This is a genomic window from Micromonospora sp. B9E7 (assembly GCF_039871815.1).
Classification (GTDB): Bacteria; Actinomycetota; Actinomycetes; order Mycobacteriales; family Micromonosporaceae; genus Micromonospora.
This window is the reverse complement of sequence record NZ_JBDPLX010000030.1, coordinates 39,903-66,197: the sequence shown is the minus strand read 5'-3', so window position 1 is coordinate 66,197 and position 26,295 is coordinate 39,903. Positions and strand designations below refer to the sequence as shown.

25 protein-coding genes are annotated in these 26,295 nt (G+C 71.5%); 16 read left to right on the top strand and 9 right to left on the bottom strand.

Features of this window, described 5'->3' with window-relative positions; all coding sequences use genetic code 11:
* Positions 1 to 24 precede the first annotated feature (24 nt).
* The 3 genes from ABGB10_RS31205 (at position 25) to ABGB10_RS31195 (ending at position 3,268) form a co-directional block, all read left to right on the top strand.
* Positions 25 to 882 (top strand): hypothetical protein, encoded by an 858-nt coding sequence (locus tag ABGB10_RS31205; protein WP_347664566.1) that lies wholly within the window; start codon positions 25 to 27, stop codon positions 880 to 882.
* A gap of 441 nt (positions 883 to 1,323) precedes the next feature.
* Positions 1,324 to 2,466 (top strand): geranylgeranyl reductase family protein, encoded by a 1,143-nt coding sequence (locus tag ABGB10_RS31200; protein ID WP_347664565.1) that lies wholly within the window; start codon positions 1,324 to 1,326, stop codon positions 2,464 to 2,466.
* Positions 2,467 to 2,497: 31 nt separating this feature from the next.
* Positions 2,498 to 3,268 carry an isoprenyl transferase gene (locus ABGB10_RS31195; RefSeq protein ID WP_347664564.1) on the top strand — a complete coding sequence of 257 codons (771 nt, stop codon included), beginning with the start codon at positions 2,498 to 2,500 and terminating at the stop codon, positions 3,266 to 3,268.
* Positions 3,269 to 3,303: 35 nt separating this feature from the next.
* Here the strand turns inward: ABGB10_RS31195 and otsB are convergent, their stop codons facing one another.
* From otsB to ABGB10_RS31180, 3 genes are all read right to left on the bottom strand, one after another.
* A complete protein-coding gene (gene otsB, locus ABGB10_RS31190) occupies positions 3,304 to 4,128 on the bottom strand; it encodes a trehalose-phosphatase (protein ID WP_347664563.1) in 825 nt (274 codons plus the stop codon).
* Between the two features lie 67 nt (positions 4,129 to 4,195).
* A complete protein-coding gene (locus ABGB10_RS31185) occupies positions 4,196 to 4,549 on the bottom strand; it encodes a hypothetical protein (protein WP_347664562.1) in 354 nt (117 codons plus the stop codon).
* 162 nt (positions 4,550 to 4,711) lie between these two features.
* On the bottom strand, positions 4,712 to 5,155 hold the full coding sequence (locus ABGB10_RS31180; protein ID WP_278142167.1) for an XRE family transcriptional regulator: 444 nt from the start codon (positions 5,153 to 5,155) through the stop codon (positions 4,712 to 4,714).
* Positions 5,156 to 5,419: 264 nt separating this feature from the next.
* Between ABGB10_RS31180 and ABGB10_RS31175 the strand changes: the two genes are divergently transcribed.
* The 7 genes from ABGB10_RS31175 (at position 5,420) to ABGB10_RS31145 (ending at position 12,483) form a co-directional block, all read left to right on the top strand.
* Positions 5,420 to 5,764: a hypothetical protein gene (locus ABGB10_RS31175; RefSeq protein WP_030328857.1), complete on the top strand. Its 345-nt coding sequence runs from the start codon at positions 5,420 to 5,422 to the stop codon at positions 5,762 to 5,764.
* 31 nt (positions 5,765 to 5,795) lie between these two features.
* Positions 5,796 to 6,134: a hypothetical protein gene (locus tag ABGB10_RS31170; protein WP_347664561.1), complete on the top strand. Its 339-nt coding sequence runs from the start codon at positions 5,796 to 5,798 to the stop codon at positions 6,132 to 6,134.
* A gap of 414 nt (positions 6,135 to 6,548) precedes the next feature.
* Positions 6,549 to 7,964, top strand: coding sequence for a PhoH family protein (locus ABGB10_RS31165; RefSeq protein WP_347664560.1), 1,416 nt, complete (start codon positions 6,549 to 6,551; stop codon positions 7,962 to 7,964).
* Between the two features lie 276 nt (positions 7,965 to 8,240).
* Entirely contained in the window at positions 8,241 to 8,918 is a 678-nt protein-coding gene (locus tag ABGB10_RS31160) for a lytic transglycosylase domain-containing protein (protein ID WP_347664559.1), read from the top strand.
* Positions 8,919 to 9,025: 107 nt separating this feature from the next.
* Positions 9,026 to 9,679: a rhomboid family intramembrane serine protease gene (locus ABGB10_RS31155; protein WP_347664558.1), complete on the top strand. Its 654-nt coding sequence runs from the start codon at positions 9,026 to 9,028 to the stop codon at positions 9,677 to 9,679.
* A 105-nt stretch (positions 9,680 to 9,784) separates the two neighbouring features.
* A complete protein-coding gene (locus ABGB10_RS31150) occupies positions 9,785 to 10,753 on the top strand; it encodes an NAD(P)/FAD-dependent oxidoreductase (RefSeq protein WP_347664557.1) in 969 nt (322 codons plus the stop codon).
* A 65-nt stretch (positions 10,754 to 10,818) separates the two neighbouring features.
* Positions 10,819 to 12,483 (top strand): hypothetical protein, encoded by a 1,665-nt coding sequence (locus ABGB10_RS31145; RefSeq protein WP_347664556.1) that lies wholly within the window; start codon positions 10,819 to 10,821, stop codon positions 12,481 to 12,483.
* Between the two features lie 21 nt (positions 12,484 to 12,504).
* On the opposite strand, the gene ABGB10_RS31140 is transcribed toward ABGB10_RS31145, so the two are convergent.
* On the bottom strand, positions 12,505 to 13,443 hold the full coding sequence (locus tag ABGB10_RS31140) for a DMT family transporter (protein WP_347664586.1): 939 nt from the start codon (positions 13,441 to 13,443) through the stop codon (positions 12,505 to 12,507).
* A gap of 29 nt (positions 13,444 to 13,472) precedes the next feature.
* A complete protein-coding gene (gene glpX, locus ABGB10_RS31135; RefSeq protein WP_347664555.1) occupies positions 13,473 to 14,504 on the bottom strand; it encodes a class II fructose-bisphosphatase in 1,032 nt (343 codons plus the stop codon).
* Between the two features lie 159 nt (positions 14,505 to 14,663).
* Here glpX and ABGB10_RS31130 point away from each other — a divergent pair, with 159 nt between their 5' ends.
* The 3 genes from ABGB10_RS31130 (at position 14,664) to ABGB10_RS31120 (ending at position 17,331) form a co-directional block, all read left to right on the top strand.
* Complete coding sequence (locus ABGB10_RS31130; protein ID WP_347664554.1) at positions 14,664 to 15,311, top strand: DUF4245 domain-containing protein; 648 nt, start codon at positions 14,664 to 14,666, stop codon at positions 15,309 to 15,311.
* 116 nt (positions 15,312 to 15,427) lie between these two features.
* Positions 15,428 to 16,240 (top strand): hypothetical protein, encoded by an 813-nt coding sequence (locus ABGB10_RS31125; protein WP_347664553.1) that lies wholly within the window; start codon positions 15,428 to 15,430, stop codon positions 16,238 to 16,240.
* A 242-nt stretch (positions 16,241 to 16,482) separates the two neighbouring features.
* Positions 16,483 to 17,331, top strand: coding sequence for a hypothetical protein (locus ABGB10_RS31120; protein WP_347664552.1), 849 nt, complete (start codon positions 16,483 to 16,485; stop codon positions 17,329 to 17,331).
* Between the two features lie 198 nt (positions 17,332 to 17,529).
* Here ABGB10_RS31120 and ABGB10_RS31115 read toward each other — a convergent pair whose 3' ends face one another.
* Both ABGB10_RS31115 and xseA read right to left on the bottom strand, forming a co-directional pair.
* The gene (locus ABGB10_RS31115) at positions 17,530 to 17,751 is read right to left on the bottom strand and encodes an exodeoxyribonuclease VII small subunit (protein WP_347664551.1); all 222 of its coding nucleotides are present in this window, start codon (positions 17,749 to 17,751) and stop codon (positions 17,530 to 17,532) included.
* Between the two features lie 140 nt (positions 17,752 to 17,891).
* On the bottom strand, positions 17,892 to 19,124 hold the full coding sequence (xseA, locus tag ABGB10_RS31110; RefSeq protein ID WP_347664550.1) for an exodeoxyribonuclease VII large subunit: 1,233 nt from the start codon (positions 19,122 to 19,124) through the stop codon (positions 17,892 to 17,894).
* A gap of 139 nt (positions 19,125 to 19,263) precedes the next feature.
* On the opposite strand from xseA, the gene ABGB10_RS31105 reads away from it, so the two are divergent.
* Complete coding sequence (locus tag ABGB10_RS31105) at positions 19,264 to 20,235, top strand: 4-hydroxy-3-methylbut-2-enyl diphosphate reductase (RefSeq protein WP_347664549.1); 972 nt, start codon at positions 19,264 to 19,266, stop codon at positions 20,233 to 20,235.
* Between the two features lie 40 nt (positions 20,236 to 20,275).
* Entirely contained in the window at positions 20,276 to 20,710 is a 435-nt protein-coding gene (locus tag ABGB10_RS31100; protein WP_347664548.1) for a hypothetical protein, read from the top strand.
* Positions 20,711 to 20,781: 71 nt separating this feature from the next.
* On the opposite strand, the gene ABGB10_RS31095 is transcribed toward ABGB10_RS31100, so the two are convergent.
* Together ABGB10_RS31095 and ABGB10_RS31090 are read right to left on the bottom strand one after the other, a co-directional pair.
* Positions 20,782 to 24,087, bottom strand: coding sequence for a S8 family serine peptidase (locus tag ABGB10_RS31095; protein ID WP_347664547.1), 3,306 nt, complete (start codon positions 24,085 to 24,087; stop codon positions 20,782 to 20,784).
* Between the two features lie 137 nt (positions 24,088 to 24,224).
* Positions 24,225 to 25,400 (bottom strand): DNA recombination protein RmuC, encoded by a 1,176-nt coding sequence (locus tag ABGB10_RS31090; protein WP_347664546.1) that lies wholly within the window; start codon positions 25,398 to 25,400, stop codon positions 24,225 to 24,227.
* A gap of 54 nt (positions 25,401 to 25,454) precedes the next feature.
* On the opposite strand from ABGB10_RS31090, the gene ABGB10_RS31085 reads away from it, so the two are divergent.
* The gene (locus ABGB10_RS31085; RefSeq protein ID WP_347664545.1) at positions 25,455 to 26,261 is read left to right on the top strand and encodes a hypothetical protein; all 807 of its coding nucleotides are present in this window, start codon (positions 25,455 to 25,457) and stop codon (positions 26,259 to 26,261) included.
* The last annotated feature ends 34 nt before the right edge of the window (positions 26,262 to 26,295 follow it).

Here is a 26,295-nt window from a genome sequence, read left to right as displayed (position 1 = left end):
CCCCTGCGGGCATCATCGGATCCCATGAGGACGGCCGCCGAGACCCAGGTCCGGCGGCCGTCCGCCGTCCGGGTGCTCACCATCCTGCTCGCGACGACGGCGGCGGCGACCGTCCTGGTCGAGCTGCTCAACTGGTGGTACGCCCCGGAGCAGGGCGTCGGGCTGGCCGTACGGACCGGCTGGGCGATGTTGCGCTCGTTCGGCTTCCTGCTGTTGATCGGGCACGTCCGACGGGGCCGTACGGTGGCCCGCCCGTTCGGGTTGATCCTCGCGGTCACCACGATCTTCGCGGTCGGCCGACTCATCGTGCCCCGGCAGGGGGTGCCGCCGCTGCCCGGGCTGCTCGGCTTCGCCGTGCTCACCGCGCTCTGCGCCGCGGTGGTCTGGCTGCTCTACCGCTCGTCGGCGCTGGCCGGGCACCTGGTCCGGCACCGGCCCAGGCTCGTCATCGACCGGGCCGGCATCTCCTGGCGGGAGACCCCTCCGCGCCGACCGCAGGCCAACGCCTGGCTGTTGACCAGCCGGGTGGCGGCGTTCACCTACAGCCCGCTGATGCTGGTACCAGCCCTGGTGGCCGGAGGATCCATCCTGGACGGGCGGCTGAGCGCGGTACCGGCCGTGTTGTTCTGGTTCGGAGCGGGCATCGCCGCCAGCTACGCCGTGCTGTTCTGCACCGCGTTCCTGATGCGGGGCAAGGACTGGGCGCGCGGCCTGCTGGTCGCCGTCACGGTCGCCGTACTCGCCGTGGACCTGCCGCTGTGCTGGTGGCTGCTCGGCGTGGACGGCCTGGTCCGCGACGGCGGCCCGCTGGTCGCCGCCGCGGCGCTGGCCTTCTACGGCCTGCGTCGGGCCGCCCGCGCGAAGGACGCCGTGCCGGCCTGAGCACGGCAGCCCGGGGTTTGTGTCGAGTGTCGGCCTCGGCTGCGTACCCCCATGAGGTAGTCGCAGCCGCTGTAGAGCTGCCCCACGTATGGGGCAGCCGGCCTGTCAGTCCTTCTGCGCCCGCGCGGTGCCGCCGTGGCCCAGGGGTCAGACCGCTGCCCCACGAACGGGGCAGCTCGACAGGCGCGTCAACAGGTATGTCGGCCCCTGCCAGTCGGGTGGCCGCCCGGCGTGATCAGGACCGTCGATGCTCCGGATGACGGCGTTCGCGGAGGCGGAAGGCCGGAAAGTCGCGCCGCGCGGGATCGGTCGACGTGAGCGGGAAGGGGGCAGGATGGCAGGTGGGCGTCGGACACACCGGCTGGCGCGGGCGGCGTAGGCGAATCGCCGAGGCGGTGTCGGAACGGCACGGTCGCGCCGCGTTGGACGGAGGGAGGCGCGGTGAGCGACGAGTTCGACGTGGTGGTGGTGGGAGCCGGACCGGCGGGGGCAGCCGCCGCGCTGACCGCCCGCCGGGCGGGTGCCAGCGTGCTGCTGCTGGACCGGGCCGACTTCCCCCGGGACAAGGCGTGTGGCGACGGGATCGCCGCGCACTCGGTGGACGTGCTCGCCGAGCTCGGGGTGACCGACGCGGTGGCGGGCTACGCCCCGCTGCCCGCCCTACGCATGATCGCGCCGGGTGGCGGTGCTGTGGCCCGGGCGCTGCCCCGACCCGCGTACACCGTGCCCCGGGAGGTCTTCGACGCGCGCCTCGTGGCGGCTGCCGTGGCGGCCGGCGCCCAACTGCGTCGGCACACCGTCCGCCGGGTCGAGCCGCGCGCCGACCGGGTGGTTCTCGACGGGGAGTTGTCGGGTCGGGTGGTGGTGGGCGCGGATGGCGCCGGGTCGGTGGTGCGGCGGGCCCTCGGCCACCCACAGAATCCGGACCGGCACCTGGCGCTGGCCATCCGGGGGTACGCGCCCGCTCTCCCCGGCCCGTCCGAGCAGCTCATCGTCACCTCGCAGGCGCGCTGGCCGGCGTACGCCTGGTCGTTCCCGATCGGCGACGGACGGGCCAACGTCGGGTACGGGGAGGTGCTGCGCGGTGAGCCGTTGAGCCGGGCCTACCTGCTGGACCGGCTGGCCGCGCTGCTGCCCGGCACCGACCTGGCGACGGTGACCGCGTTGCGTGCCCACCATCTGCCCCTGTCCACCCACCGGCCGGCACCGGGTCGAGGTCGCCTGCTGTTGGCCGGGGACGCGCTGTCGTTGATCAATCCGTTCACCGGTGAGGGCATCTTCTACGCGCTGCTCTCCGGTGCGCTTGCCGGCACGGCGGCGGCGCAGGCACCCGAGGAGGCCGCGGCCCGCTACGCCCACGGACTGCGCCGCCGCCTCGGCACCCACCTGCGGCACAGCTCGTTCGCCGCCTGGTTGGCGCGGCGACGGCGGGTGGTGGACGCGGCGGTTCGGGCTGCTCGCCGGGACGACCGGGTGTTCTACGACGTGGTCGAGTTGGGGCTGGGTGACGGGCGTCTCAACGCGCGCACGCTGGCGATGATCGGCATCGGTCTGCCCGGGCGGGGTGGGGCTCCGAGGCAGTGATCTGGGGGAAGGGTCGCTACGCTGCTAGGTGATGACGCTGCGGAACCTTATCTACTCCGTGTACGAGCGCCGGCTCACGGCGAAGCTCGCCGGTAAGCCGGTGCCCCGCCATGTCGGGGTGATGTGCGACGGCAACCGCCGATGGGCGAGGGAGATGGGCTTCGTCGACCCGAACGACGGGCACCGGGTCGGCGCGGCGAAGATCAAGCACGTTCTCGGCTGGTGTGACCAGGCTGGCGTCGGGCACGTCACGCTCTATCTGCTGGCCACCGACAACCTGCGCCGTCCGGCCAGCGAGCTGGACCCACTCCTCAAGATCATTGAGGACCTGGTGGTGGAGTTGGCGGAGGAGGGCAACCCCTGGCGGCTGCGCATCGTCGGGGCGCTCGACCTGTTGCCGGCGCAGACCGCGGCGGCCCTCAAGGGCGCCGAGGAGCGCACCCGCGAGCGCGCCGGCGGCGCGGAGGTCAACATCGCGGTGGGGTACGGCGGTCGCCGGGAGATCACCGACGCGGTCCGCTCGCTGCTGCTGGAGCATGCCGCCTCGGGCGGCACGCTCGAGGAGCTGGCCGAGGTGCTGGACGTCGAGCACATCTCCGAGCACCTCTACACCCGGGGTCAACCCGACCCCGATCTGGTCATCCGCACCAGCGGCGAGCAACGGCTGTCCGGCTTCATGCTCTGGCAGTCCGCGCACTCGGAGTTCTACTTCTGCGAACTCAACTGGCCGGATTTCCGGCACATCGACTTCCTGCGGGCGCTTCGCTCGTACGCCACCAGGCAACGCCGCTACGGCGCCTGAACGGGCGGCGACGCGACCGTCGCCAGCCCGGCCGGTCAGGGCAGGTGGGTCAGTGCCCGGGTGAGGAAGTCGCCCAGGGCGGCCGGCGACTCGATCGTCAGGTCGGCGGCGTTCGCCACCTCGTGACCGGTCTCCGGGTTGGCCACCGCCACACAGACGCCGAGGAAGTCCGGGTCGGCGGCGGCGCGGGCGCGCAGCGCGGCGAAGGCCTTGATGTCGGAGACGTCGTCGCCGAAATACCAGGCACCGGTGGCGCCCTTGATCGCCTCGCCGATGACCATGCCCTTGTCCCGGTCCACTGGCGGCTTGAGCTCCAGCACCATCCGCCCGGCCTGCACCCGCAGCCCCAGCCGGTCGGCCTGCGCCTGCCCCCACTGCTGCACGGTGGAGCCGAGCTGCGGGGCGGTGCGCCAGTGCAACGCGACGGAGAGCCGCTTGTACTCGACCAGGGTGCCGGGTGGCAGCTCCGCCCGGGCCTGGTCGGCCAGCTCCGCCATGGTCGGCACCCAGGGCAGCGCGGCCGGCTCGGTGACGGTCTCCCCGCCGGAGTGGCTGTGCTCCAGCCCGTAGAGGCCGTAGAGGTCCACGCCAGCGAGCCCGCCGAGCTGATCCCGAAGGAACTCGACGGGTCGGGCGGACACGATCGCGACCCGCTGCACGACCGGGGCCAACGCCTCGATCGCGGCCAGCGCCTTGGGCGCCGGGCGTACCGCGGTCGGATCGTCGTCGACGGGCGCGAGCGTGCCGTCGAAGTCGAAGAAGAGCACGGTCCCGGCCGCCCGGCTGGCGGTGGTCTGCCAGGCCTGGTCGGCGTTCAACGGGGTTCTCGGCTGCTGGTTGCCCAGATTCAACGGCGGCACGCGCGTCAGCGTACCCCGGCGATCGGGGCTCATTCCTGGCCGAGCGGACCCGTTCGGCCGTACGTGGTCAGCGTTCGGCGGCCCCCCGTCCGCGCCGGCCGAACGGCACCACCGCCGCCTCCTGGCCGTGGCTCAGCAGGTAACCCTCCACGAACCCGGTGTTGCGATCGCCGGTGTGGTTCTCGATCTCGTTGAGCCGTGCCACCAGGAACTCGGTGAGAGCGGTGATCCGGTCGTTCAGACGCTCGTGCAGCTCGGCGACGACGGCCAGGACGACCGCGGTGCCGGCGGCGGTGAGCACGAAGAGATTGACGAGTAGCGGAAGTTGCCCGCCCTCGACCGCGAGAGTCACCGCGTTGCCGGTCGCCCACAGTGTCATCGACACCGTCGCGACCACGACTGCCAACCATTTCAGGGTCATGGACAGACCCCTCCTTCTGTCCCGCAGGGCTGGGTTCGGCCTTGTCCCGTCCCCCCGCCGATGACGAGCCCAAGCAGTACGAGTAGGGACGCTAGCGTGCCCGTTCCTGCCCCGGAGGTAAACGAATGAACCCGACCAGGCGTTCTTTCGCTATCTGAGGAACTACCCTGCCTGATTGCCCCTTTTTCGGACATCGACCGGCAACGTTGGGCGATACGCGAGGTATCTGATGGTTTCGCGGATGTGGAACTTCTCCGCGTCCGACACATTCGGATCGACAAGTCGGCGCAGCAACGCCTCGACGTCGGGGTCCATCGGAGGGGCGGGTTGACCGGTGCGGGGGCCCGCCGCGGCACGGTCCCAGCCGAGCGCGGCGAAGGCGGCGGCGGGGTTCAACCCCAGGCCCTCGCAGAAGGCGACCACCCGTTCGGCCTCCGGGTCGCTGGCCCAGTCGCCCCGGACCCACCGGTTGATGGTCTGTCGGGAGACGCCGGTGCGCCGGGACACCTCGGTGCCGCTCCAGGCCCGGGTCGCCCGTGCCTCGTCCAGGGCGCGCCGGACGAAGGTGGCGAAGGCGATCTTCCGCGCATTGGCCGTCTCGGTCACCCCGTGACCGTACGGCCAGCCGGTGACGCGCGCGCGCCCCGGCTCGCCACTGTCACGCGGACGTGACGGGACCTTCGGGTTTCCGGTAAACGATTCGATGTCACTGTTGAGGGGTGTCACGCGGGCAGAATAGATGCCCGTAGTGGTCAACGTAAGGGGACGAAAAGCTGATACTGTCACGCCCATGGGACAATCTACGGTGTGTCACGTGCATGAGACGACTGGTGCTCACATGCGTCACGCCCCCGGTGCCGAGGGGGTGTGGTGACCGAGCTCGCCACCCGCGCCCAGGCCTTCGGGCTGATCGCCGAGGGGGTGGCCGCGGGGCTGACCGCCCCCTGGCGCCTCTACCTCGCCCGAGGCTGCCGTTACCTGTCGCTGAGCGTCGGCGATCGCGCCGAGTGGAACGCCTGGCGTACCCATCTCGGCTGCCCGGAGCTGAGCGTCCGGGTCTACGACGCCGGCGGTGAGATCCGCCGCTCCTCGGTGGCCGAGGTCGTGCTCGACGGCTGCCGGATCAGCGTCGAGCTGGTCGAGGAGGTCAGCACCGACGACCTGGACCGACTGCTCGTCGCGGATCCCACCACGATCGAGCCGGAGGAGCGATGACCCGGCGTCCGAGCGGGGACGGAGCTGCCCGATGAGCCCGTTTCTCGCGGTCTTCCTCGTGCTGGTGCTCGGTGCCACCAGCTACGCCGCCGGCCGCCTGCACGGGCAGCTCAGCTACCGCATCGGCTACCGCTTCGGCTACCGGCAGGGCTACTTCGACGGTGACCGGGGTGCCTGGAACAGGCGTCGTCGCGATGCCCAGGCGGCAATCGCCTCGGCCCTGTCGGTCGCCCCGGCGAGCGTGACCCGTTCGGCCAGCACAGTCGCCCCCCGGCCCGGCACCACGTACACCGGATCGTCGTTCACCGCGCCGGCTGCCCCCATCACCGGACGGCACCCGACCGGCACGCTCGTCCGACGTACCGGTTGAGGTCGGCCGGCGGGTGCCGTCCCGCCGACCGACACCACGAACGCGGTGCGTCGTCCGCGGCGGACACGCACCGTCGGGGTCACGTCAGACCGGTGACGGTGGCCCCACCGGCCGGGATGCGCGCAGGGGGCATGCATCCCGGCCGGTTCCGCCGCGCCCACCGCAGGGCCTTTCGGCTGGTACGCGCCCCGGTGAAGGGGTGTTCACAGACCCGTCTTGGGAGATCCACGTCCGACCTCTAGCCGAGATGGTCCGGCGGGGCTAGCGTCTAGGCATGGCACGGGGTTCTCCCGAGCCAGCCGGTCCGCCCGGATCTGCGACCTCGCGCACGGGGTTCCGCATCCGACCCCGTGTCCCCGGGCGCCGGAGGAGGCGGAACACGGGTGGCGGGTGCCCATCCGTCGGAGCAGGCCTGTGACGACTCGCCGTACCACCGCCGGTGCCGACCAGAGCCCGGCCGCGACTGCCACGACCCGCCGCGCCACCAGGAGCCGCCGTACGGCGGCCGCCGCGCCGGCCGACCCCAAGGAGCCGCGACCAGCCGGCCAGGCCTTTGTCCTGGACACGTCCGTGCTGCTCTCCGATCCCGCGGCGTTCCACCGGTTCGCGGAACACGAGGTGGTGCTGCCACTGGTGGTCATCACCGAACTGGAGGGCAAGCGGCACCACCCCGAGCTGGGCTGGTTCGCCCGGCAGTCGCTGCGGATGCTCGACGACCTGCGCATCCGGCACGGCCGGCTGGACACGCCGGTGCCCGCCAACGACGTGGGTGGCACCCTGCGGGTGGAGCTGAACCACACCGACGACGGGGTGCTGCCGCCCGGTTTCCGTACCGAGAGCAACGACGCCCGGATCCTCTCCGTCGCGCTCAACCTCGCCGCCGAGGGGCGGGAGGTGACCCTGGTCAGCAAGGACATGCCACTGCGGGTCAAGGCGGCCTCGGTGGGCCTGCGCGCCGACGAGTACCGCCACGGTCAGGCCAGCGACCCGACCTGGACCGGCATGTCCGAGATGGAGCTGACCGAGGAGCAGATCGGGTCGCTGTACGGCGGTGAGACGCTCGACCTCGACGAGGCGGCCGGGCTGCCCTGCCACACCGGCCTGGTGCTGCACTCGGGGCGTGGCTCGGCACTCGGTCGGGTGCTCCCGGACAAGTCGGTCCGGTTGGTCCGGGGCGACCGGGAGGCGTTCGGGCTGCACGGCCGCTCCGCCGAGCAACGGATAGCGCTCGACCTGCTGCTCGACGAGTCGATCGGGATCGTCTCGCTGGGCGGCCGGGCCGGCACCGGCAAGTCTGCCCTGGCGCTCTGCGCCGGGCTGGAGGCGGTGATGGAGCGCCGCCGGCACAAGAAGGTGATCGTGTTCCGCCCGCTCTACGCCGTCGGTGGGCAGGAGTTGGGCTACCTGCCGGGCTCGGAGTCGGAGAAGATGTCGCCGTGGGCTCAGGCGGTCTTCGACACGCTCGGCGCGGTGGTGCACGAGAACGTGCTGGACGAGGTCACCTCTCGGGGCATCCTCGAGGTGCTGCCGTTGACCCACATCCGGGGCCGCAGCCTGCACGATGCCTACGTGATCGTGGACGAGGCCCAGTCGCTGGAGCGTGGCGTGCTGTTGACCGTGCTGTCCCGGATCGGGCAGGGCTCGCGGGTGGTACTCACCCACGACGTGGCCCAGCGGGACAATCTGCGGGTCGGCCGGCACGACGGAGTCACCGCCGTCATCGAGGCGCTCAAGGGCCACCCGCTCTTCGCGCACGTCACGCTCAGCCGTTCGGAGCGTTCGCCGATCGCCGCGATGGTGACCGATCTGCTGGAGGACATCCCGATCTGATGGTTGTTTGGGCGCATTCGTCCGCATTTTAAGTGTGGTACAGATCACAAACGGGCCGGTTGGTTTCCCATCGGCCTCACTGTGCGCAATCGTGTCCCACGAGCGTCCACGCACCATGCGCATCGTTGGTGATCGTTCGTCCCGACCGGGGCGACATCGGCGGCGGTCGGTGCGTCGGCGCGACCGGCAACCGGTCGGGGCGCTCGTGGCACGGCTGACGGCCCACCTGTGGCCCGCGCCGGGCCGCGTCCTTGCCCCCGACGAAGGGACCACTTCGTGAGTCGGCTGTGGAGCCGGTTGGGTGCCCGTACGGCCGCCGTTGCGCTGCTCTCCGTGGGCGTAGCCGGTGGCTTCTACCTGGGCGAAGACCGGGAAACCCAGCAACAGGGCCTGGCCGAGCAGGTCAGCCACGAGGTTGACCGGGCCGATCTCGCGTACCAGCGCGAGCGGCAGGCCACCCACCAGGTCAAGTTCGCCCAGCAGCGGGCCGCCGAATACCAGGCCAAGCTGCGCGCGGCGCAGGCCGCCAAGGAGGCCGCCGAGCGGGCCCGTCAGGCCGAGGCCGCGGCGGCGTCCCGTAAGCGCGAGCGCGACGCGGCCAACGCGCCCGCCAAGCCGTACGACGGGCCGATCCCGGCGTCCTGCGAGGAGTACAGCGGCAACCGCAAGATCGGCTGTGCGCTCATGATCGACGCTGGCTTCGGCATCGCCGAGTTCCCCTGCCTGGACAAGCTCTGGAACAAGGAGAGCGGCTGGAACCACAAGGCCCGCAACTCCTCGTCCGGTGCGTACGGCATCCCGCAGGCGTACCCGGGCAACAAGATGAGCGCCTTCGGTGCCGACTGGCAGACCAGTCCGGCCACCCAGATCAAGTGGGGGCTGAGCTACATCAAGGGCAGGTACAAGACGCCCTGTGGCGCCTGGACCTACTTCCAGAACAACAACCACTACTGACGGCTCTCGAAGACGGGGCGGGTGGCTCTCCACTCGCCCCGCCTTCGCGCGTACTCCGAACGGGACGCGAGTGGCGGTCGGGCGCTTTTGCTGATAGCAGTTGTACGGTGACCCTGCACCCGTCAAACGGCGACCCCTACCGGTTCGGCACCGAGGCGTTCTACGCCGCGCTCGGCCGGGCCTTCGTCGCCATGTGCGCGGTGGTCCCGTTTCTCTTCCTCATCGAGGCCGCCGACCAGGGCCTCGCGTTCGGCCTGGACGCCACGGCCGGCATCATCCCGCAACGCATCGACGGGCTGGACGGTGTCTTCTTCTCCCCGTTCCTGCACCACGGCTTCGACCACCTCTACAGCAACAGCATCCCGCTGATCCTGCTGGGCACGTTCGTCCTGGCCGCCGGAGCCCGCCGGTTCCTCTGGTCGACGCTGGTCATCATCCTGGTCAGCGGTCTCGGCGTCTGGTTCACCGGCTCGCCCAACTCGGTCGTGGTCGGCGCGAGCGGTGTCATCTTCGGCTACCTCGGCATCCTGCTCACCCGGGGCATCGTCGAGCGGAGCTGGTGGAACTTCGCCGTCGTCCTCCTGGTCGGCCTGCTCTACGGCTGGCAACTGGTCGGCATCCTCCCCACCGACGAGCGGATCTCCTGGCAGGGGCACCTGTTCGGGTTGCTCGGCGGGGTCGTCGCGGCGATCCTGTTCCGGCGCCGGCGGCCCAGCGTGGAGGGGCCGGACTACTCGGGCTCCACGCTCAGCCTGCCCTGACCGATTCCTCGGCGCGCCTCTGGGACATGCTTGCCCGACCGCCGCCACCCGCCTACGGTCGAGATCAGCAAGCGTTGATCCGTAAGCGGAAAGCGACGGTACGCCATGCGTGAGGTCGATGTCGCCGTGATCGGGGCCGGTCCGGCCGGCCTCTTCGCCGCGTACTACGCCGGGTTCCGGGGTCTGTCGGTGGCGGTGATCGACGCGCTGCCGGAGCCGGGCGGCCAGGTCACCGCGATGTACCCGGAAAAGTTGATCCTCGACGTGGCCGGTTTCCCCGCCGTCAAGGGCCGCGACCTGGTGGCCAACCTGGTCGCCCAGGCAGCCCCGTTCAATCCGCGGTACCTGCTCGGCACCCGCGCCGAGAAGCTCTCGTACTCCGACGGCCGCCCGGTTCTCGGCCTGGCCGGCGGCGAGCAGCTCACCTGCGGAGCGGTTGTGATCACCGGCGGGCTCGGCAGCTTCAGCCCTCGGCCGCTGCCGTGCGCCGACGGGGCTCCCGGCACAGGCATCGTCTACTTCGTCACCGACCCCGCCGAGCTGGCCGACCGGGACGTGCTGATCGTCGGTGGTGGCGACTCCGCCTTCGACTGGGCGCTGGCGCTGCAACCGTTGGCCCGTTCGGTGACCCTGGTGCACCGGCGGGAGAAGTTCCGGGCCCACGCCTCGACGGTGGCCCGGGTGCTGTCGCTGCCGGTGCGTGTGGTGGTCAACGCCGAGGTCAGCCGGCTGCTCGGCGACGGCGCGGTGACCGGCGCGGAGGTGACCGTGCGCGGCGGCGCGGCCGAGACGCTGCCGGTGGACATCGTGGTCGCCGCCCTCGGCTTCACCGCCGACCTGGGCCCTCTCGCCGAGTGGGGCCTCGACCTGGACCGGCGGCACATCCTGGTGGACAGCGCGATGGCGACGAACCTGCCCAGGGTCTTCGCGGCGGGTGACATCACCGAATACCCGGGCAAGGTCCGGCTGATCGCGACCGGCTTCGGCGAGGCCGCGACAGCCGTCAACAACGCGGCCGTGGCGATCGACCCGAGCGCACGCCTCTTCCCGGGGCACTCCTCCGACGCCGGCTGACCGTCGGTACCGGAAGCAGACCGGTCCGTAGCCAGACCGAGACGCGCTCACCGGACCCTGGTGGAATGACCGGTCCCGAGGCGCGGCTCGACGGTGCACCGACCACACTGCCCTGGCTCTGCCACCCCACCACGCTGCTCGCACTGGTCCTGCTGTTGGTCAACGACCACGTGTTGAAGCCGGCCTTTCCCGGGCTGCTGACCGGCAAGCTGAGCGACGTCGCCGGCCTGGTGCTCGCTCCGCCGCTGGTCGCGGTGCTGCTGACCCTGCTGGTGCCACGATTGCCGGCCCGGATCGCCGCGCTGGCCGGCCTGGTCGCCGTGGGCGCCGGGTTCGCGGTCGTCAAATCCAACGGGTACGCGGCCGAGCTCGCCTCCTCGGCCTGGACCGTGCTGGCCGGGCCGTCGCTGGTCCGGGCCGACTGGACCGACCTGCTCACCCTGCCGGCCCTCGGCCTCGCCTGGTGGAGCTGGAGACGAGCCCGCGAGCGGCCGGTGCGGCAGCGGGCCGCACGGATGGCCCGCACGTTGCTGGTGCTGCCACCGGCGTTACTGGCCGTGGCCGCCACCAGCGCCGTCTGGTACCCCTATGCCCTGGGCGTCACGACGCTCGACGGAAAGCCCGCGATCTCGGTCGGCAGCGGCTACAGCACACACAACTGGCCGACCAGCCCGTCGGACGGCGAGTGGGCGGTCAGCGACAGCGGTGCGGCCACCTGGCGGGCAGCCACGGAGGACGAGCAGCAGCGACTGGACGAGCAGGACCCGCCGCGTCGGCAGGCCTGCGCACCTGATGATGCCCGCCGCTGCTACCGGGTGGTCACCGGCCATCTGCGGGTGGAGCAAAGCGACGACACGGGCGCGACCTGGCGAACGGCCTGGGAGGTGCCGGACGGGCAACGCGAGGCGCTGGCCCGCCAGTCGACCAATCCGGGCGACATCCGCCGACACTTCGCCTCCCGCGAACTGATCGTCTACCCCGCCGTCGGCGGTGGCCACGAGGTGCTGGTCGCCAACGGCCGGGACGGCTTCCTCCGCCGCCTGCCGGACGGCGGGTGGCAGCGCGACGGCTTCCTCTTCAACGAGGGCGGTCGCTCTCCGTGGTGGGGCACCGAGGATCTGCCCAGTCTGGACGGCAGCAGCCCGGGCACCCGATCGCTGGACCTGCTGCTCGCCGTCGTACTCGCCGTCACCCTCGGCGGCCTGGTCACCCTGGTGGCGAGTTCTCTGGCCGTCCGTCGTGCGGGCGGCGGGAGTTGGTGGGGGTTCGTCGGAGGCCTACCGGTGCTGCTCGCGGGCCTCGTGCTGACGTCGCTCTGGCCCCGGGACGACGAGATCATCGGGGTGTCGTTGGTGTTGTTGTTCGTCCTGGCGTTGGGCGTCCTGCCGGCCATCGTCCTGGTCATCCGAGCCTGGTACGTGGGCGCGACGACGCGCTGGGTCGGATGGACGCTGGGCGGCCTCCTGCTCACCGTCCTCCTGGCCGGAGTGCCACTGATCGGCTGGCTGTACGGCAACCCGCCGGACACCCGGTCGGCCGTGTCGTGGGCCCTGCTGGCCACCGTGCCGGGCCTGCTGTTGGCCATCCTGACCTCCAGGCTGGTCGACCCGACCCTGACGCGGGGCCGGCGGAACAGGCCGCCCTACCTGCCCAACCCGCCCTACCCGCCGTACGTGCCCTATCCGCCGCCGCATGTGCCCCACCCGCACCAGCAGGTGCCGCCGCCCTGAACCCCGACCAGGCGCTGGCGGTCAGCGGCGGGCCGGTGGCGCCAGCGCGGCGACCAGCACGGCCACCATGGTCAGCGCGGCCCCGAGCAGGGTGTTCAACCCGGGGTGCGAGGCCGCCGTGGGGAGGACCAGGTCCAGCAGTACGGCCCCCACGATCTGCCCGGCGATGGTGGCCAGGCCGAGCAGCAGCACACCGGTGAAGCGCACGATCGCCGCGGCGATCGCGATGAACACGATGCCGATCGGCCCGCCCAGGTAGAGCCACGGCTCGGTGGGCAGGTGCCCGGTGGGCCAACCGCGTACGGCGATGTCGATCGCGAACGCCACGAGCAGGGTGACCGTGCCGACGGCGAAGTTGACCAGGGTGGCGGTCAACGCGCTGTCGGCCGCCGCCCGGACCCGGCCGTTGACGGCCTGCTGCCAGGCGATGCCCACCCCGGCGAGCAGCGGCAGCAGGGCCAGCGCCAGCGCACCCGGGTCGCCCAGGCGGTCGCCGACCGCCAGGCAGACCGCCAACACGGTGAGCACTGCGCCGGCCAGCCGCTGCCGGGTGACCGGCTGCCGGCCGGTGGGCCCGATCCCGGCCCGGTCCACGGCGAGGCTGCTGCCGGTCTGACCAGCCACCACCGCCACGGTGAAGACCGCCACGCCCAACGTGCCGATCGTGAGCCCCTGGGTGGCCACCAGGAACGCCCCGCACATCCCGCCGAGGCATTGCCACGGCCGCAGCGCGCCGGTCCGTAGGGCCTGCCGCGTCGCGACCAGCCCTCGTCGGCCACCAGGGGTCGCGGGCACCAGTACCAGGAGCACCACCAGGCCCAGGCCGAACGACACCACCGCGGCGGCGAAACCGTCGTCGAGGCGTACCCCCAGCTCGCCGTTGATGCGCGACTGCACCGCCACCGCGACCCCGGAGATCGATGCCAGCGCGACACCGGTGATCCGGCGGGTGGCCGACAGGACCTGCGGGGCCGCCGTGTCGGCGTTGGTCACTCCTGCTCGGCCAGCGGACGACCGTCGAAGTCGACAGCGGAGTAGAGCGCCAGCTTCTCCAGCCGGTGGTACGAGTCGATCACCCGGATGGTGCCGCTCTTCGACCGCATCACGATCGACTGGGTGTACGCGCCACCGGCCCGGTAGCGCACCCCGCGCAGCAGATCCCCGGAGGTGACCCCGGTCGCCACGAAGAAGCAGTTGTCGCCGGTGACCAGGTCGTCGGTGCCCAGCACCCGGTCCAGGTCATGCCCGGCGGCGATCGCCTTCTCCCGCTCCTGCTCGTCGCGCGGCCAGAGCTTGGCCTGCATCGCGCCGCCCATGCACTTCAGCGCGCAGGCGGAGATGATGCCCTCGGGGGTGCCACCGATGCCCATCAGCACGTCGACGTCCGACTCGCCCCGGGCAGCCGCGATGGAGCCGGCGATGTCGCCGTCGGAGATGAACCGGATGCCCGCCCCGGTCCGGCGGATCTGCGCGACCATGTCGTCGTGGCGGCTCCGGTCCAGCACACAGACCGTCACCTCGGAGACGTCGGTGCCCTTGACCTTGGCGATCCGGCGCAGGTTCTCGGCCACGCCGGCGTTGATGTCGATCACGTCGGCGTACGCCGGGCCGACGGCGAGCTTCTCCATGTAGAACACGGCGCTGGGGTCGAACATCGCGCCCCGCTCGGAGACGGCGAGCACCGCCACCGCGTTCGGCATGCCCTTGCTCATCAGGGTGGTGCCGTCGACCGGGTCTACGGCGACGTCCACCTCGGGGCCGGTGCCGTCGCCGACGTGTTCGCCGTTGAAGAGCATCGGGGCGTTGTCCTTCTCGCCCTCGCCGATCACCACCACGCCGCGCATCTGGATCGAGTTGATCAGCTTGCGCATCGCGTCGACGGCGGCTCCGTCGCCGCCCTCCTTGTCGCCACGGCCCACCCACCGGCCGGCGGCCATCGCCGCTGCCTCGGTGACCCGTACCAGGTCGAGGGCCAGGTTTCGGTCGAGATCCTGTGGGATCCGCGTCCTGGTGTTCGTCATGACGGCTGCTCCTCCTCGCGACGGTGCGGGGACGACCGGTGGCGGGGCGGTCCCCGCTGCCGGCTTTGTCGCTGATCCTCACACGATGGCCGACCCGGCGTCGGCGCGGGGCGGTGATGGCCCGGATACCGCCGGTCGGGCGGCTGCGAAGATGGAGGGGTGGAACCCGCACAGCCAGCCGACCGCGACCCCGCCGACCGCACGCCGCCCGACGGTCAGCCGCCGGTCGACGTCCCCACCGGCTCCGGTGGTGAGCCCGCCCTGACCGATCCGACGCCGCCCCCACGGATGGTGTCCGGCAAGTCCGAGCGCTCGCCGAAGGACATGGCGATCTCACTGCTGGTGCTGCTCGTCCCGATCGCGTTGCTGCTGGCGTTCTACCGGGGCTTTCTCGGTGGTGACCAGCCCACCACGGTCGATCCGGCCCCGGCCATCGAGCAGGCCCGGTCGGCGAACGTGTTTCCGGTGAGCCAGCCGCAGGGGCTCGGCTCCGACTGGTCGACGGTCAGCGCCCGCTACCAGACCGTCGAGGGTGGCGCGAACCTGCGGCTCGGCTACCTCACCCCGGAGGGGCGGGGAGTTCAGCTCCTGCAGAGCAGCGTGCCCGCGGAGCGGCTGCTCCCCGCCGAGCTGACCAGCCAGGCCCAGCCGCAGGGGTCCACCGAGCTGGCCGGGCGCAACTGGCAGCGCTACACCGCCCGGGACAACCAGCAGGCGCTGGTCCTGCTGGAGCCGAGCCGTACGGTGATCGTCGTCGGTGATGCCCGGGACAACGAGCTGCGCGAGTTGGCCGGCTCGCTGCGCTGACGGGGGTCCACCGATCGGCGGACGTCAGCGAGAGTCAAGATCCGTTAGGCTGCCCCGGCTCAGGTCCGGCAGGTGTCGCCGCCGGACATTCCCCCCTGCTTCGAAGTGAGATCTTCGTGAACATTCGACGGTGGAGCTTCGGCTTCCTCGCCGCCGCCCTGCTCGTCCCCGGCCTGGCCGCGTGCAAGTCCGACGCCGCCGAGCCGACCGCCGGCGCGAGCCCCTCCGCGCCAGCGGTCCCGGCCGACCCGAAGGAGGCTCTGCTCGCCTCGACCAAGGAACTGGCCAAGGGTGACTTCACCTTCACCGTGGCGGGTGCCGAGATGACCGGTGGCGGTCTGGTGCACAAGCCCAGCAACAGTGCGCAGCTCCAGATGAAGCTCGGTGACGCGTCACAGGACATGTCGATGGACATGGACCTGGTCTACATCGACTCCGAGAGCTGGGTGAAGATGGACCTCGGTGGCGCCCTGGCAGGTGCCATCCCTGGTGCGGTGAAGAACAAGGGCAAGTACCAGCACCTCGACAAGACCAAGGCCGAGGGCATCAAGGATCTGCAGTTGGACCCGGAGTCGCTCGACCCGATCGCCAGCGACGCGCTGATCAAGGGCGTGACCGACGTGCAGAAGACCGGCGAGGGCACCTACGCCGGCAAGATCGACATCTCGGCCGTCGCCGATTCGATCGCCCTGGACGAGGACGTCGTCAAGGCGCTGGGCGCACAGGCGAAGGCGCTGCCGTTCACCGCCAAGCTGGACCCGCAGGGCCGGCTCGTCGAACTGGTCATCTCCGTGCCGGCGGCCGGCGAGACCGCCGCGCACGAGGTGAAGATCGGCTACTCGGGCTACGGGACCGGCGCCGGCGCGCAGAAGCCGCCGGCTGACAAGGTCGTCGAGGCGTCGGCCGAGACGTACGAGATGTTCAAGTAGTTCGTATGGGGGTCGGGGCGGCCTCGGGCCTCCCCGACCCCGCCTCTCGGAGGCACCCGGCGCGGGTCGCTTCCTGGCAATCGGACAGAAGGGTGATTGTCCGACGCGCCAACAGGGAACAGAGAGGGAGTGATCCGGGCGCGCTGTTCGGCCCGGATCGCGCGACGCAGCCGACGGTGCTGCTGCGTCGCCCGGTTTCCGGCGCCGTCCAGGTCGTCGGGTGACCCTCTTGGGAGACACGTATGACTGTCCGACGACTCGGCGCCGGCCTGGTGGCCGCCGCTCTGATCACGCCCGCCCTGGCCGCCTGCGGCAACGGTGGCACCGGCACCGCCGGCTCGACCGCGACCCCGACGGTGACCGCGTCCGGCACGGCGAGCCCGTCCGGGGCCCCGGTGGCGGGTGACGCCAAGCAGGCCCTGCTCGACTCCACCAAGGAGATCAGCAACGGCAACTTCCGGTTCGCCCTCGCCGGTGTCGGTTCCACGGTGGAGGGGCAGGTGCACCAGCCGAGCCAGAGCGCGGCCATGAAGATCGCCATCGGCGGCCCCTCGTCCGACCTGGCGATGAAGCTCGACGTGATCCACTACAAGCCGGACAGCTGGGTCAAGCTGGAGCTGAGCGGCCCCACCGCCAACAGCCTGCCGGCCATCAAGCAGCTCAACCTCGGCAAGTACCAGCACCTGGACCAGGCCCGGATCAAGGGCAACCGCAACCTCGGCTTCGACTTCGACAAGGTCGACCCGGCGGGCAGCGCGGTGCTGACCCAGGGCATCACCGAGGTACGCAGCACCGGCACCGGCGCGTACGCCGGCACCATCGACGTCACCAAGGCCGCCGAGGCGGGCTCCCTGAACGCCGCCACGATCGCCGCGCTGGGCACCCAGGCGAAGACGGTCCCGTTCACCGCGAAGGTGGACCCGCAGGGCCGGCTCAGCGAACTGGTGCTGCAGTTGCCGGCCTCCGGGCAGACCACCGCGCAGGAGATCCGGATGACGTACTCCGACTACGGTGCCGCCACCGCCGCGCAGAAGCCGCCGGCCGCCCAGGTCGTCGAGGCGCCGGCCGAGCTGTACAACCTGTTCAACTGACGTACGCGCGTGGGGCGGCTCCGGCCGCCCCACCGGCGATCGCTGTTCGCCGTGCCCAAGATCCGCGCAACTTCGCCGATGTTGCTACCTCCAACCCGCGGGATACACCAACATCCCTGATGTTGCGCGGATCTGGGCGACGAGCACCCGGCGCGGGCGGTATCAGTCGTGCCGGCGGTCTGTTCGCCCTGCTGGTGGTCAGGAAGCTGGCTCCCGCCGGGCGGCGTCGATCCGCGCCCGTGCACCGTCCAGCCAGCGTTGACAGATCACCGCCAGCGCCTCGCCGCGCTCCCAGAGCGCCAGGGACTCCTCCAGGGACGTGCCGCCGGCCTCCAGCCGCTCGACCACCGAGGCCAGCTCGGCGCGGGCCTGCTCGTAACTGAGCCGCTCGTCCGGCCCGGTCTTCGTGTCGTCAGTCATCGCGTCCATCTCAACACACCGCACCCCGGGCCACCGCGTCGCCACTCAGCCGTTCCACCGCGTTGCCACTTGCTCGTGACGCCGGGTCCCACTCAGCCGTGATGCCGGGTCGGCGCTCACCCGTGACACCGCGTTGCCACTCAGCCGTCGACCGTGGCGGCCAGCTCGCCGTCGGCCAGCCGTACCCGCAGTGGGTCGCCCCTGCCGACCTCCGCCGCCGCGCGGACGACGTGGCCGTCCGCGCGCTGCACGATCGCGTACCCCCGGTCCAGGGTGGCGGCGGGGGAGAGCGCGCGTAGCCGCGCCAGGGTGTGCCGCAGATCATCGTCGGCGGCGGAGAGCCGGTGTTCCAGGCAGCGGCCGGCCCGCTGGCGCAACGCGGTCAGCTCGGTCGCCCGTTGCTCCACCATCACCTGCGGGCGGGCCAGCACCGGCCGGGACCGCAGCCCGTCGAGTCGGTGGGTCTCCCGGTCCACCAGGTTGCGGACCGCCCGTTCGAGGCGGTGCCGGGCCTGGCCGATGAGGCGTACCTCCTCGGTGAGGTCGGGGACGACCCGCTTGGCCGCGTCGGTCGGGGTGGAGGCGCGGACGTCGGCGACGTAGTCGACCAGCGGCGCGTCGGTCTCGTGGCCGATCGCGCTGACCACCGGCGTACGGCAGCCGAACACCGCGCGGCAGAGCGCCTCGTCGGAGAAGGGCAGCAGGTCCTCGATGCCGCCACCGCCCCGGGCGATGATGATCACGTCGATGCTCGGGTCGGCGTCCAGCACCTTGAGCGCGTCCACGATCTGCGGCACGGCGGACGGACCCTGCACGGCGACGTTGACCGTGCGGAACTCCACCGCGGGCCAGCGCCGCCGGGCATTGGTCAGCACGTCCCGCTCCGCCGCCGACGCGCGACCGGTGATCAGCCCGATCCGGCCGGGCAGGAACGGCAGTCTGCGCTTGCGGGAACGGTCGAAGAGCCCTTCGGCGGCGAGCAGCTTCTTGAGCTTCTCCAGCCGGGCCAGCAGCTCCCCGAGCCCCACCTGGCGGATCTCGTCGGCCCGCAGGCTGAGCGTGCCCCGCGCGGCGTAGAACTCCGGCTTGGCGTGCAGCACCACGCGGGCACCCTCGCGCAGCTCCGGCGCGCCAGCGTCCAGCACGTCCCGATTGGTGGTGACGGTCAGGCTCAGATCCGCCGACGGGTCACGCAGGGTGAGGAACACGGTGCTGGCTCCGGGGCGGCGGCTGATCTGCGCCACCTGCCCGTCCACCCACACCCAGCCCAGCTTGGCGATCCATGCCCCCACCTTCTGGCTGACCACCCGCACCGGCCAAGGCTCCTCAGCGCTGCTGCCCCCGCCGCTCCCCACCCGCCCACCCTCGCTCACCCGCCCACCCTACGGACCTCCCCGGTGATCAAGAGATTTGCGTCAGCGCTGGGCGCGTTTCTGACGCAAACCTCTTGATCACCGGGGTTGGGGGCGGTCGCGGCGCGGTGGCGGGTTCAGGGGTGGCACGTACGATGGGGTGGTGACTGAGACCCGCAAGCGCGTGCTCCTGGCGAAGCCCCGCGGTTACTGCGCTGGCGTCGACCGCGCGGTGCAGACCGTCGAGGAGGCACTCAAGCTCTACGGTGCCCCGATCTACGTACGCAAGCAGATCGTGCACAACAAGCACGTCGTGCAGACCCTGGAGGCCCAGGGCGCGATCTTCGTGGAGGAGAACGAGGAGGTGCCGGAGGGGTCGACCGTCATCTTCTCCGCGCACGGCGTGGCCCCCGAGGTCTACGAGCAGGCCAGGGCGCGCTCGCTGAAGGCGATCGACGCGACCTGCCCGCTGGTCACCAAGGTGCACCACGAGGCGAAGCGGTTCGCCGCCGAGGACTACGACATCCTGCTCATCGGTCACGAGGGGCACGAAGAGGTCATCGGCACCGCAGGTGAGGCCCCCGCGCACATTCAGCTGGTGGACGGCCCGGACGGCGCCGACAAGGTCACCGTCCGTGATCCGGAGAAGGTGGTCTGGCTCTCCCAGACCACGCTCTCGGTCGACGAGACGCTGGAGACGGTGGCCCGCCTCAAGCAGCGGCTGCCGCTGCTGCAGTCCCCGCCCAGCGACGACATCTGCTACGCCACCTCCAACCGGCAGCACGTGGTCAAGGAGATCGCCGCCGACTGCGACGTGGTGATCGTCGTCGGCTCGACCAACTCCTCCAACTCGGTTCGCCTGGTCGAGGTCGCCCTGGACGCGGGCGCCCGTGCCGGTCACCTGGTCGACTTCGCCCACGAGATCGACGACGCCTGGCTGGAGGGGGCCACCACGGTGGGCCTGACCTCCGGTGCGAGCGTCCCGGACGACCTGGTCCAGGAGGTGCTGGTCCACCTCGCCGCGCGCGGCTTCGGCGACGTCGAGGAGATCACCACCGCCAACGAGCGGCTCACGTTCTCGCTCCCGCAGGAGCTGAAGCGGGACATGAAGGCCGCCGCGGCGCGCGGGTGAGCGCGGGAACGAACCCGACCCGGCGTACGTCAGATCCGGCATGAGGACTCTTCGGCTCGCCGTCCCCGCGCTGGCCGTCTGCGTGGCGCTGAGCGCCTGCGGCAGTCAGGGTGGCGGGGGCGGCACACCCACCCCGACACCGACGGGAGCGCAGCCGGTGACCAGCCAGCCCACGCCCGACCCGACCGTCTCGCCAACGCCTCTCACCCCCACCCCGCCGCCCGGGGCGAAGACTCCGAAACCGGGCGGCCCGAGCACGCCGCCCGGCGTCGGGGCCACCACCCTGAGCGGCACCGTGCAGGGCGGCGTGGAGCCCGGCTGCGTGCTGCTCGACGAATACCTGCTGCTCGGTGGCCCGCGTGACGTGCTGACGCCGGGCGCACGGGTCGAGGTCACCGGTCGGGTGGAGCCCGGCATGATGACCACCTGCCAGCAGGGCACCCCGTTCGTGGTGGAGAGCGCCCACCGGTCCTGACCACTCACCCCTGACATGCGGGAGCCCGCCCCCGAACGTGGGGACGGGCTCCTGCCGGTGTTACGAGCGGATCAGTTCACAGCTCCGATGGACACGTTGCCGCGACCCACGATCGCACCCTCGTTGGTGACGATCGCCAGCTCACCGGAGAGCTGACGCCCGTCGGCCGGAACGGCCACCGCGGTCACCGTGCCGGTGATGGTGGTCGACTCGCCGTGCATCAGCGGCACCGCGACGGCCGGGGCGGTGATCGTGCCCAGCGACGCGGACGCGAACGCGTCGTAGTAGTCGTAGGCGGTGCTGGTCCCCGGCCCGTCGACCCCGTACGGCTCCACCACGACCCGGTAGGTGCCGGCCGGCGGGTTGGTCAGCGTGACCGCCTCCTCCGAGTCACCGTCGGCCGCCCGGCCGACCTCGGTGGTACCCCGGTAGACGAACAGGTCCAGGTCGGCGCCCGCGTTCGCGGGGTTGCCGATCCGGGCGGTGAACGTCGACGTACCGGCCGGGATCTCGACGGTCCACTCCTGGTTGGGGCCGCCCTCGGTGATGGTCGGACGCTCGGTCCGCACACCGGTCAGTGCGCCGCTCCGGCCGCTGACCGAGACCGGGCCGAAGGCGTTGGTGACCTCCCAGCTCACCGGGGTCGGCTCGCCGGCCTCGACACTGGGCAGCTCGACCAGCGCCGGCTCGACCGTCAGGCCCTGCACCCGCGCCTGAAGCTTGAACGGGTTGTTCAGCGCCGGGGACGTACGCCGCGACTCCACCTCGATCTCCCAGACCCCGGGCAGCGGGTTCTGGTAGTCACGCTCCTGCGGCTTGCAGACGTTGACGTCGGAGAAGTTGGTGTAGCAGACGGTGCTCGTGGTGCTTTCCACCGGCACACCCAGCGGGTTGATCGCGATGAACCGGGTCTGCGAACCGGTGGCGATCCCGGACAGGTTCACCTGGAGCGCCTTGGCGCCCTCCGGCACGGTGACGAAGTACGACGTGAAGCCGTTCCGGTCGACCGAGCCCTCGTTGGCGTACGAGAAGGTGGGCTTCTTCACGTCGTTCGAGGCCACCACCACTGTGGAGACCTCGAAGTCGACCACGTTCGTGGCCGGGTCGTCGATCCGCATGATCGCGCCGTGCGCGCCCTCGGCGGTCGGCTTGGCGGTCACGTTGACGGTGACGGCCTTGTTGAGCGGCAGCGCGACCGTCTTCGGCGCCTTGAACGTGCCGTCGTTGCCCTGCAACGTGACGTCGTGCTTGATGGTGCCGGCCGGACCGCTGGTACGGGTGATCTTGACCGGGTAGGTCTTGCCCTGCCCGACCTTGTGACCGCCGTCGGACGCGGCACAACGGTTGTAGACGCCGGTGCCCCGACCCGGGTTCGGCACGAACTTCACGCCGTTCCAGATGGTCAGCTGGCCGGCCAGCGGGCTGCAGACCGCAGCGTCGGAGACGTACGACCGGGTCTCGACGCCCTGGCGCAGCAGCTGCCAGGCGCCCGGCACGTTGACCATGCCGTAGCCCTGCGCGTACGTCGGCACGTCCGCGATCGGCTTGGCCGAGGTGAACAGCGCACGCCGCAGGGCGGCCGGGCTGACTCCCCGGTCGGTGGCCTTGGCGGCCGACAGCAGCAGCGCGCCGGCGCCGGCGGTCTGCGGGGACGCCATCGAGGTGCCGTTGAGCATCGCGTAGCCGGGCGGCAACGCGTAGCCGGCCTCGGGCACCGGGGCACCGAGCTGCCAGGTCGGTGCGGTGGAGATGGCCGAGCCGGGGGCGGCGATGTTCGGCTTGAAGCCGCCGTCCTCGCGCGGGCCACGGGAGGAGAAGTTGAACAGGGCGTTCTTCTTCTTGACCACCGAGCCGTAGTTGGCCAGCCAGGTGTCCTTGCTGATGTTGGCGGCGACGCTGATCACGTTGCTGGCGACGGACGGGTCGCCGACGGTGTTGAGGCCCGGGCCGGAGTTGCCGGCCGAGATCACCAACTGCACGCCGTACGTCTCGATCAGTTCGTTGTAGAGGTTCGTCCGGGCGTTGTTGCCGTCGTTCAGGCCCGGAAGGCCACCGATCGACATGTTGACGATGTCGACGCCACGGTTGGCCACCAGGTCGATCATGCCGGTGGTGAGGGCCGCCGCGGTGCAGCCGCCGCCCCAGGAGCAGGCGCGGGCGGAGACCAGCTTGGCACCCGGGGCCGCGCCGTCGAAGGCGTCGTTGCCGAGCATGTCGTTGGCGGCGGTGATGCCGGCGACGTGGGTGCCGTGGGTGCTCTCGACGATGCCGATGTTGACGTAGTCGTAGTAGGGGCCGGGCTGCCCGTCACCAGGTTCGACGTCGACGTTCTTGCGGAACTCGACGACGAACGGCTGCCGCTCGGCAACGGCGGTCGCCGGGTTGTCGGTGCCGAAGTACCCGATGTCGTACTTCTCCTTGTACGGCCGCATGATCGGGTCGTCGGTGAAGTCCCGGTTCTGGTTGGCGTCCACCCGGATGTTGTTGGTGGCCGGGTCGTACAGCACGCCCCAGGTGTCGGTCGTGTCGCCGTCGCGGTTGACATCACCCCGGGCGTCGCTCGCGGCGGTGATCGACTCGCTGAACAGGTTGAACCGGTAGGCGCCGGCCGGTGCGGTCCAGGTGCCGAGGCCGTCGATGGTGAACGACGGCCCGGCGACCTGGGCCTGCATCGGCCGCCACGTCCTGTCCTCCAGCGGGTCGGTCGCGGTGACCCAGTCGACGATCTTGCGCTCGCCGGTGGTGGTCTGCTGCAACGCCGGGTGGGCAAGGTCCACGCCGGAGTCCATGATGCCGATGGTGACCCCCCGGCCGTCCCACTCCGGGTGGGACGCGGTGAACGCCACCGCGCCGGTCTCGTTCGTCGGCATGTAGGGGTTGTCCGCCCGGGTGGCCTCGCCCGGCGCCCCGGCCGTGGCCTGCCGCGCGCCGGCGGTGCCGGCGGGGGTCTTCTCCGGTGCCGGGTCGGGCAGTTGGATGACCTCGTCCAGGTCGACGGCCGACACGCCGGGCAGCCGCGCCGCCGTGAGGGCCTTGTCGGTCGGGACCTTGGCCAGCACGAAGCCGACCTTGTCCTGCCGCTGGCTGACGGTGCCGCCGAGCTTGGTGAGGCTGTCGGCGACGTCCCCCGCCTCACCCTTCTCGGTGGAGACGATCAGGGTGACGGTCGGGGCCTTCTTGGCCCTGGCCTCGCTGAGCAGTTTGGCGTCGTGAGCGCCCAGCGTCTCGGCGGCGGTGGCCGGGGAAGCGTCCGGTGTGGTGACGGGAGCGGCGGCCGCGGTGGCGGCACCACCCACGGCGGTCACGGCGCTAGCCGCCAGGACCGACGCGAAGAGCGCGGCAGAGGTACGCCGGCCCAGATTTCGGGGTTTGCTCACGTTCTCTTTCCTCCAGAGAACAGGGCCCTCAGGGGCAAGGGCGCGTGGGTGAGCAAAATCTTTCGGTGTATCGATGAGCACTGTCACTACTGGTCAGTCCCTTGTGACCACTTCGTGACATGCATTGATACGCACTGTCACATGATTGGCGAGTGGGTCGGGACCTCGTCGTCGGCCGGGTCGACCAGTTCGGGTGCCTGCGGCTGCCGGGGCGTCAACTCGACCTGCGCGGGCGTCGCCAACTCGTCGTCCGAGACACCCAACTCGGCGAGCTTGCGGGCGCTGACCAGCACCCGCGCCTCCAACGAGCCGACCGCCCGGTTGTACGCGGTCACGGCACCGGCCAACGACGACCCGAGCTTGCCCACGTGGTCGCCCAGCGTGGAGAGCCGCCCGTACAGCTCGCGGGCGAGGGTGTGCACCGCGAGGGCGTTACGGGCCAGCGCCTCCTGCCGCCACGAGTAGGCGACCGTGCGGAGCAGGGCGACGAGCGTGGCCGGCGTGGCCAGCACCACGTTGCGCGTGAAGGCGTGCTCCAACAGCGTCGGATCACGCTGGAGCGCGACGTCGAGGAACGGGTCGGCGGGGACGAACAGCACCACGAACTCCGGTGAGCTGTCGAACGCCGACCAGTACGATTTCGCGGCCAGGGCGTCCACGTGCCCTCGCAGGTGCCGGGCGTGCGCGTCGAGATGGGTGTCCCGGCCGCGCTCGTCGCGCGACTCCATGGCCGTCAGGTACGCGTCGAACGGCGCCTTGGCGTCCACCACCACCGATCGGCCGCCGTGTAGCCGGACCACCAGGTCCGGTCGGACGACCTGCTGGTCGGTGGCGGCGGTGACCTGCTCGGCGAAGTCGCAGTGCTCGAGCATCCCGGCCGCCTCGACGATCCGGCGCAGCTGGTGCTCGCCCCAGCGGCCCCGCACCTGTGGTGCCCGCAGCGCCGCCACCAACTGCTTGGTCTCGGTGCGCAGCTCACCGGAGACCGCGCTCATCGAGCGGACCTGTTCGCGCAGCTCGGCGTACGCGTCGACCCGGTCGTGCTCCAGCTCGGCCACCCGTTGCTCGTAGCGGCGCAGGGTGTCGTGTAGCGGGGCGACCGCTCGGGCCACCGCCTCCTGGGACTGCGCGGTGGCCTCGTAGCTGAGGGCCCGCATGGACTGCTCCAACCGACCTTCGCCCTCGCGGGTGGCGGCCAGGGTGGCATCGAGGCGGGCGATGTCGGCCGCCGACCGGGAACGCGCGGCGAGCCAGCCCACCGCCCCGCCGGCGCCGAGGCACACGATCACCAGGAGCAGCGTCGAGACGTCCATCACCGGAGCTTGCCAGACGGATACGACGTGCCACCCGGGGGTACGTTCGATGGCATGGAACTTGTGCTCTGCCTCGCGGTCGTGCTGGTCGGCGCGGTGGGCGCCGCGGTGCTCATCCGCGCCCAGGCCGGTGCCCGGCGTCGCACCGAGCTCGGCGACGCCCGCGCGGAGGCGCAACGGTGGTACGAGCGCCTCGGCGGTCAGTTGATGAACCTTCACGGCGACGACCCGGCGGTACGCCAGGCGCTTGCCGATGCCGGTGAGCGCTACAACGCGGCCGGCTCGCAGCTGGAGCAGGCGCGCACGCCGCACCAGTTCGGTCTGGCTCGGGAGACCGCGCTCGAAGGGTTGGCGTACATCAGGGCGGCGCGTACCGCGTTGGGCATCGACCCGGGCCCCGAGGTGCCGGCCCTGGCCGCCGCCCGCGGCGTGGGGCAGCTCACCAAGGAGCGCGAGGTCGACGTGCAGGGGCAGACCTTCCGGGCCGGCCCGCAACCCGGCCGGGAAACGCCCTACTACTACCCCGGTGGGCGTTATCAGGGCCGGCCGGTGCCGGCCGGGTGGTATTCGACGCCCTGGTGGAAGACGGCGCTGGGCGCTGGTGCCGGCGTGCTCGGCGGCATCCTGATCGCCGACGCGCTGTTCTCGCCGGCATTCGCCGACCCCGGGTACGGCTACGACGCCGGCTACCAGGAGGGCTTCGGCGATGGTGTCGACCAGGGCGGCGACGGCGGTGACCAGGGCGGCGACTTCGGCGGCGGTGACCAGGGCGGCGGCGATTACGGCGGCGGCGACTACGCCGGTGGGGACTTCGGCGGCGGGGACTTCGGTGGTGGCGACTTCGGCGGCGGGGACTTCTGACCGTCGTTCGGAACTACGAGAACGGGCCCCGGTC

Bases quoted from the DNA above. Each gene is read 5' to 3' on its own strand.
- ABGB10_RS31185 (WP_347664562.1), bottom strand. From the start codon at position 4,549: ATGACCCTGAAATGGTTGGCAGTCGTGGTCGCGACGGTGTCGATGACA.
- ABGB10_RS31150 (WP_347664557.1), top strand. From the start codon at position 9,785: ATGCGTGAGGTCGATGTCGCCGTGATCGGGGCCGGTCCGGCCGGCCTC.
- ABGB10_RS31115 (WP_347664551.1), bottom strand. From the start codon at position 17,751: ATGACTGACGACACGAAGACCGGGCCGGACGAGCGGCTCAGTTACGAG.
- ABGB10_RS31085 (WP_347664545.1), top strand. From the start codon at position 25,455: ATGGAACTTGTGCTCTGCCTCGCGGTCGTGCTGGTCGGCGCGGTGGGC.
- ABGB10_RS31170 (WP_347664561.1), top strand. From the start codon at position 5,796: ATGAGCCCGTTTCTCGCGGTCTTCCTCGTGCTGGTGCTCGGTGCCACC.
- ABGB10_RS31120 (WP_347664552.1), top strand. From the start codon at position 16,483: ATGACTGTCCGACGACTCGGCGCCGGCCTGGTGGCCGCCGCTCTGATC.
- ABGB10_RS31090 (WP_347664546.1), bottom strand. From the start codon at position 25,400: ATGGACGTCTCGACGCTGCTCCTGGTGATCGTGTGCCTCGGCGCCGGC.
- glpX (WP_347664555.1), bottom strand. From the start codon at position 14,504: ATGACGAACACCAGGACGCGGATCCCACAGGATCTCGACCGAAACCTG.
- ABGB10_RS31205 (WP_347664566.1), top strand. From the start codon at position 25: ATGAGGACGGCCGCCGAGACCCAGGTCCGGCGGCCGTCCGCCGTCCGG.
- ABGB10_RS31195 (WP_347664564.1), top strand. From the start codon at position 2,498: ATGACGCTGCGGAACCTTATCTACTCCGTGTACGAGCGCCGGCTCACG.
- ABGB10_RS31100 (WP_347664548.1), top strand. From the start codon at position 20,276: ATGAGGACTCTTCGGCTCGCCGTCCCCGCGCTGGCCGTCTGCGTGGCG.
- ABGB10_RS31145 (WP_347664556.1), top strand. From the start codon at position 10,819: ATGACCGGTCCCGAGGCGCGGCTCGACGGTGCACCGACCACACTGCCC.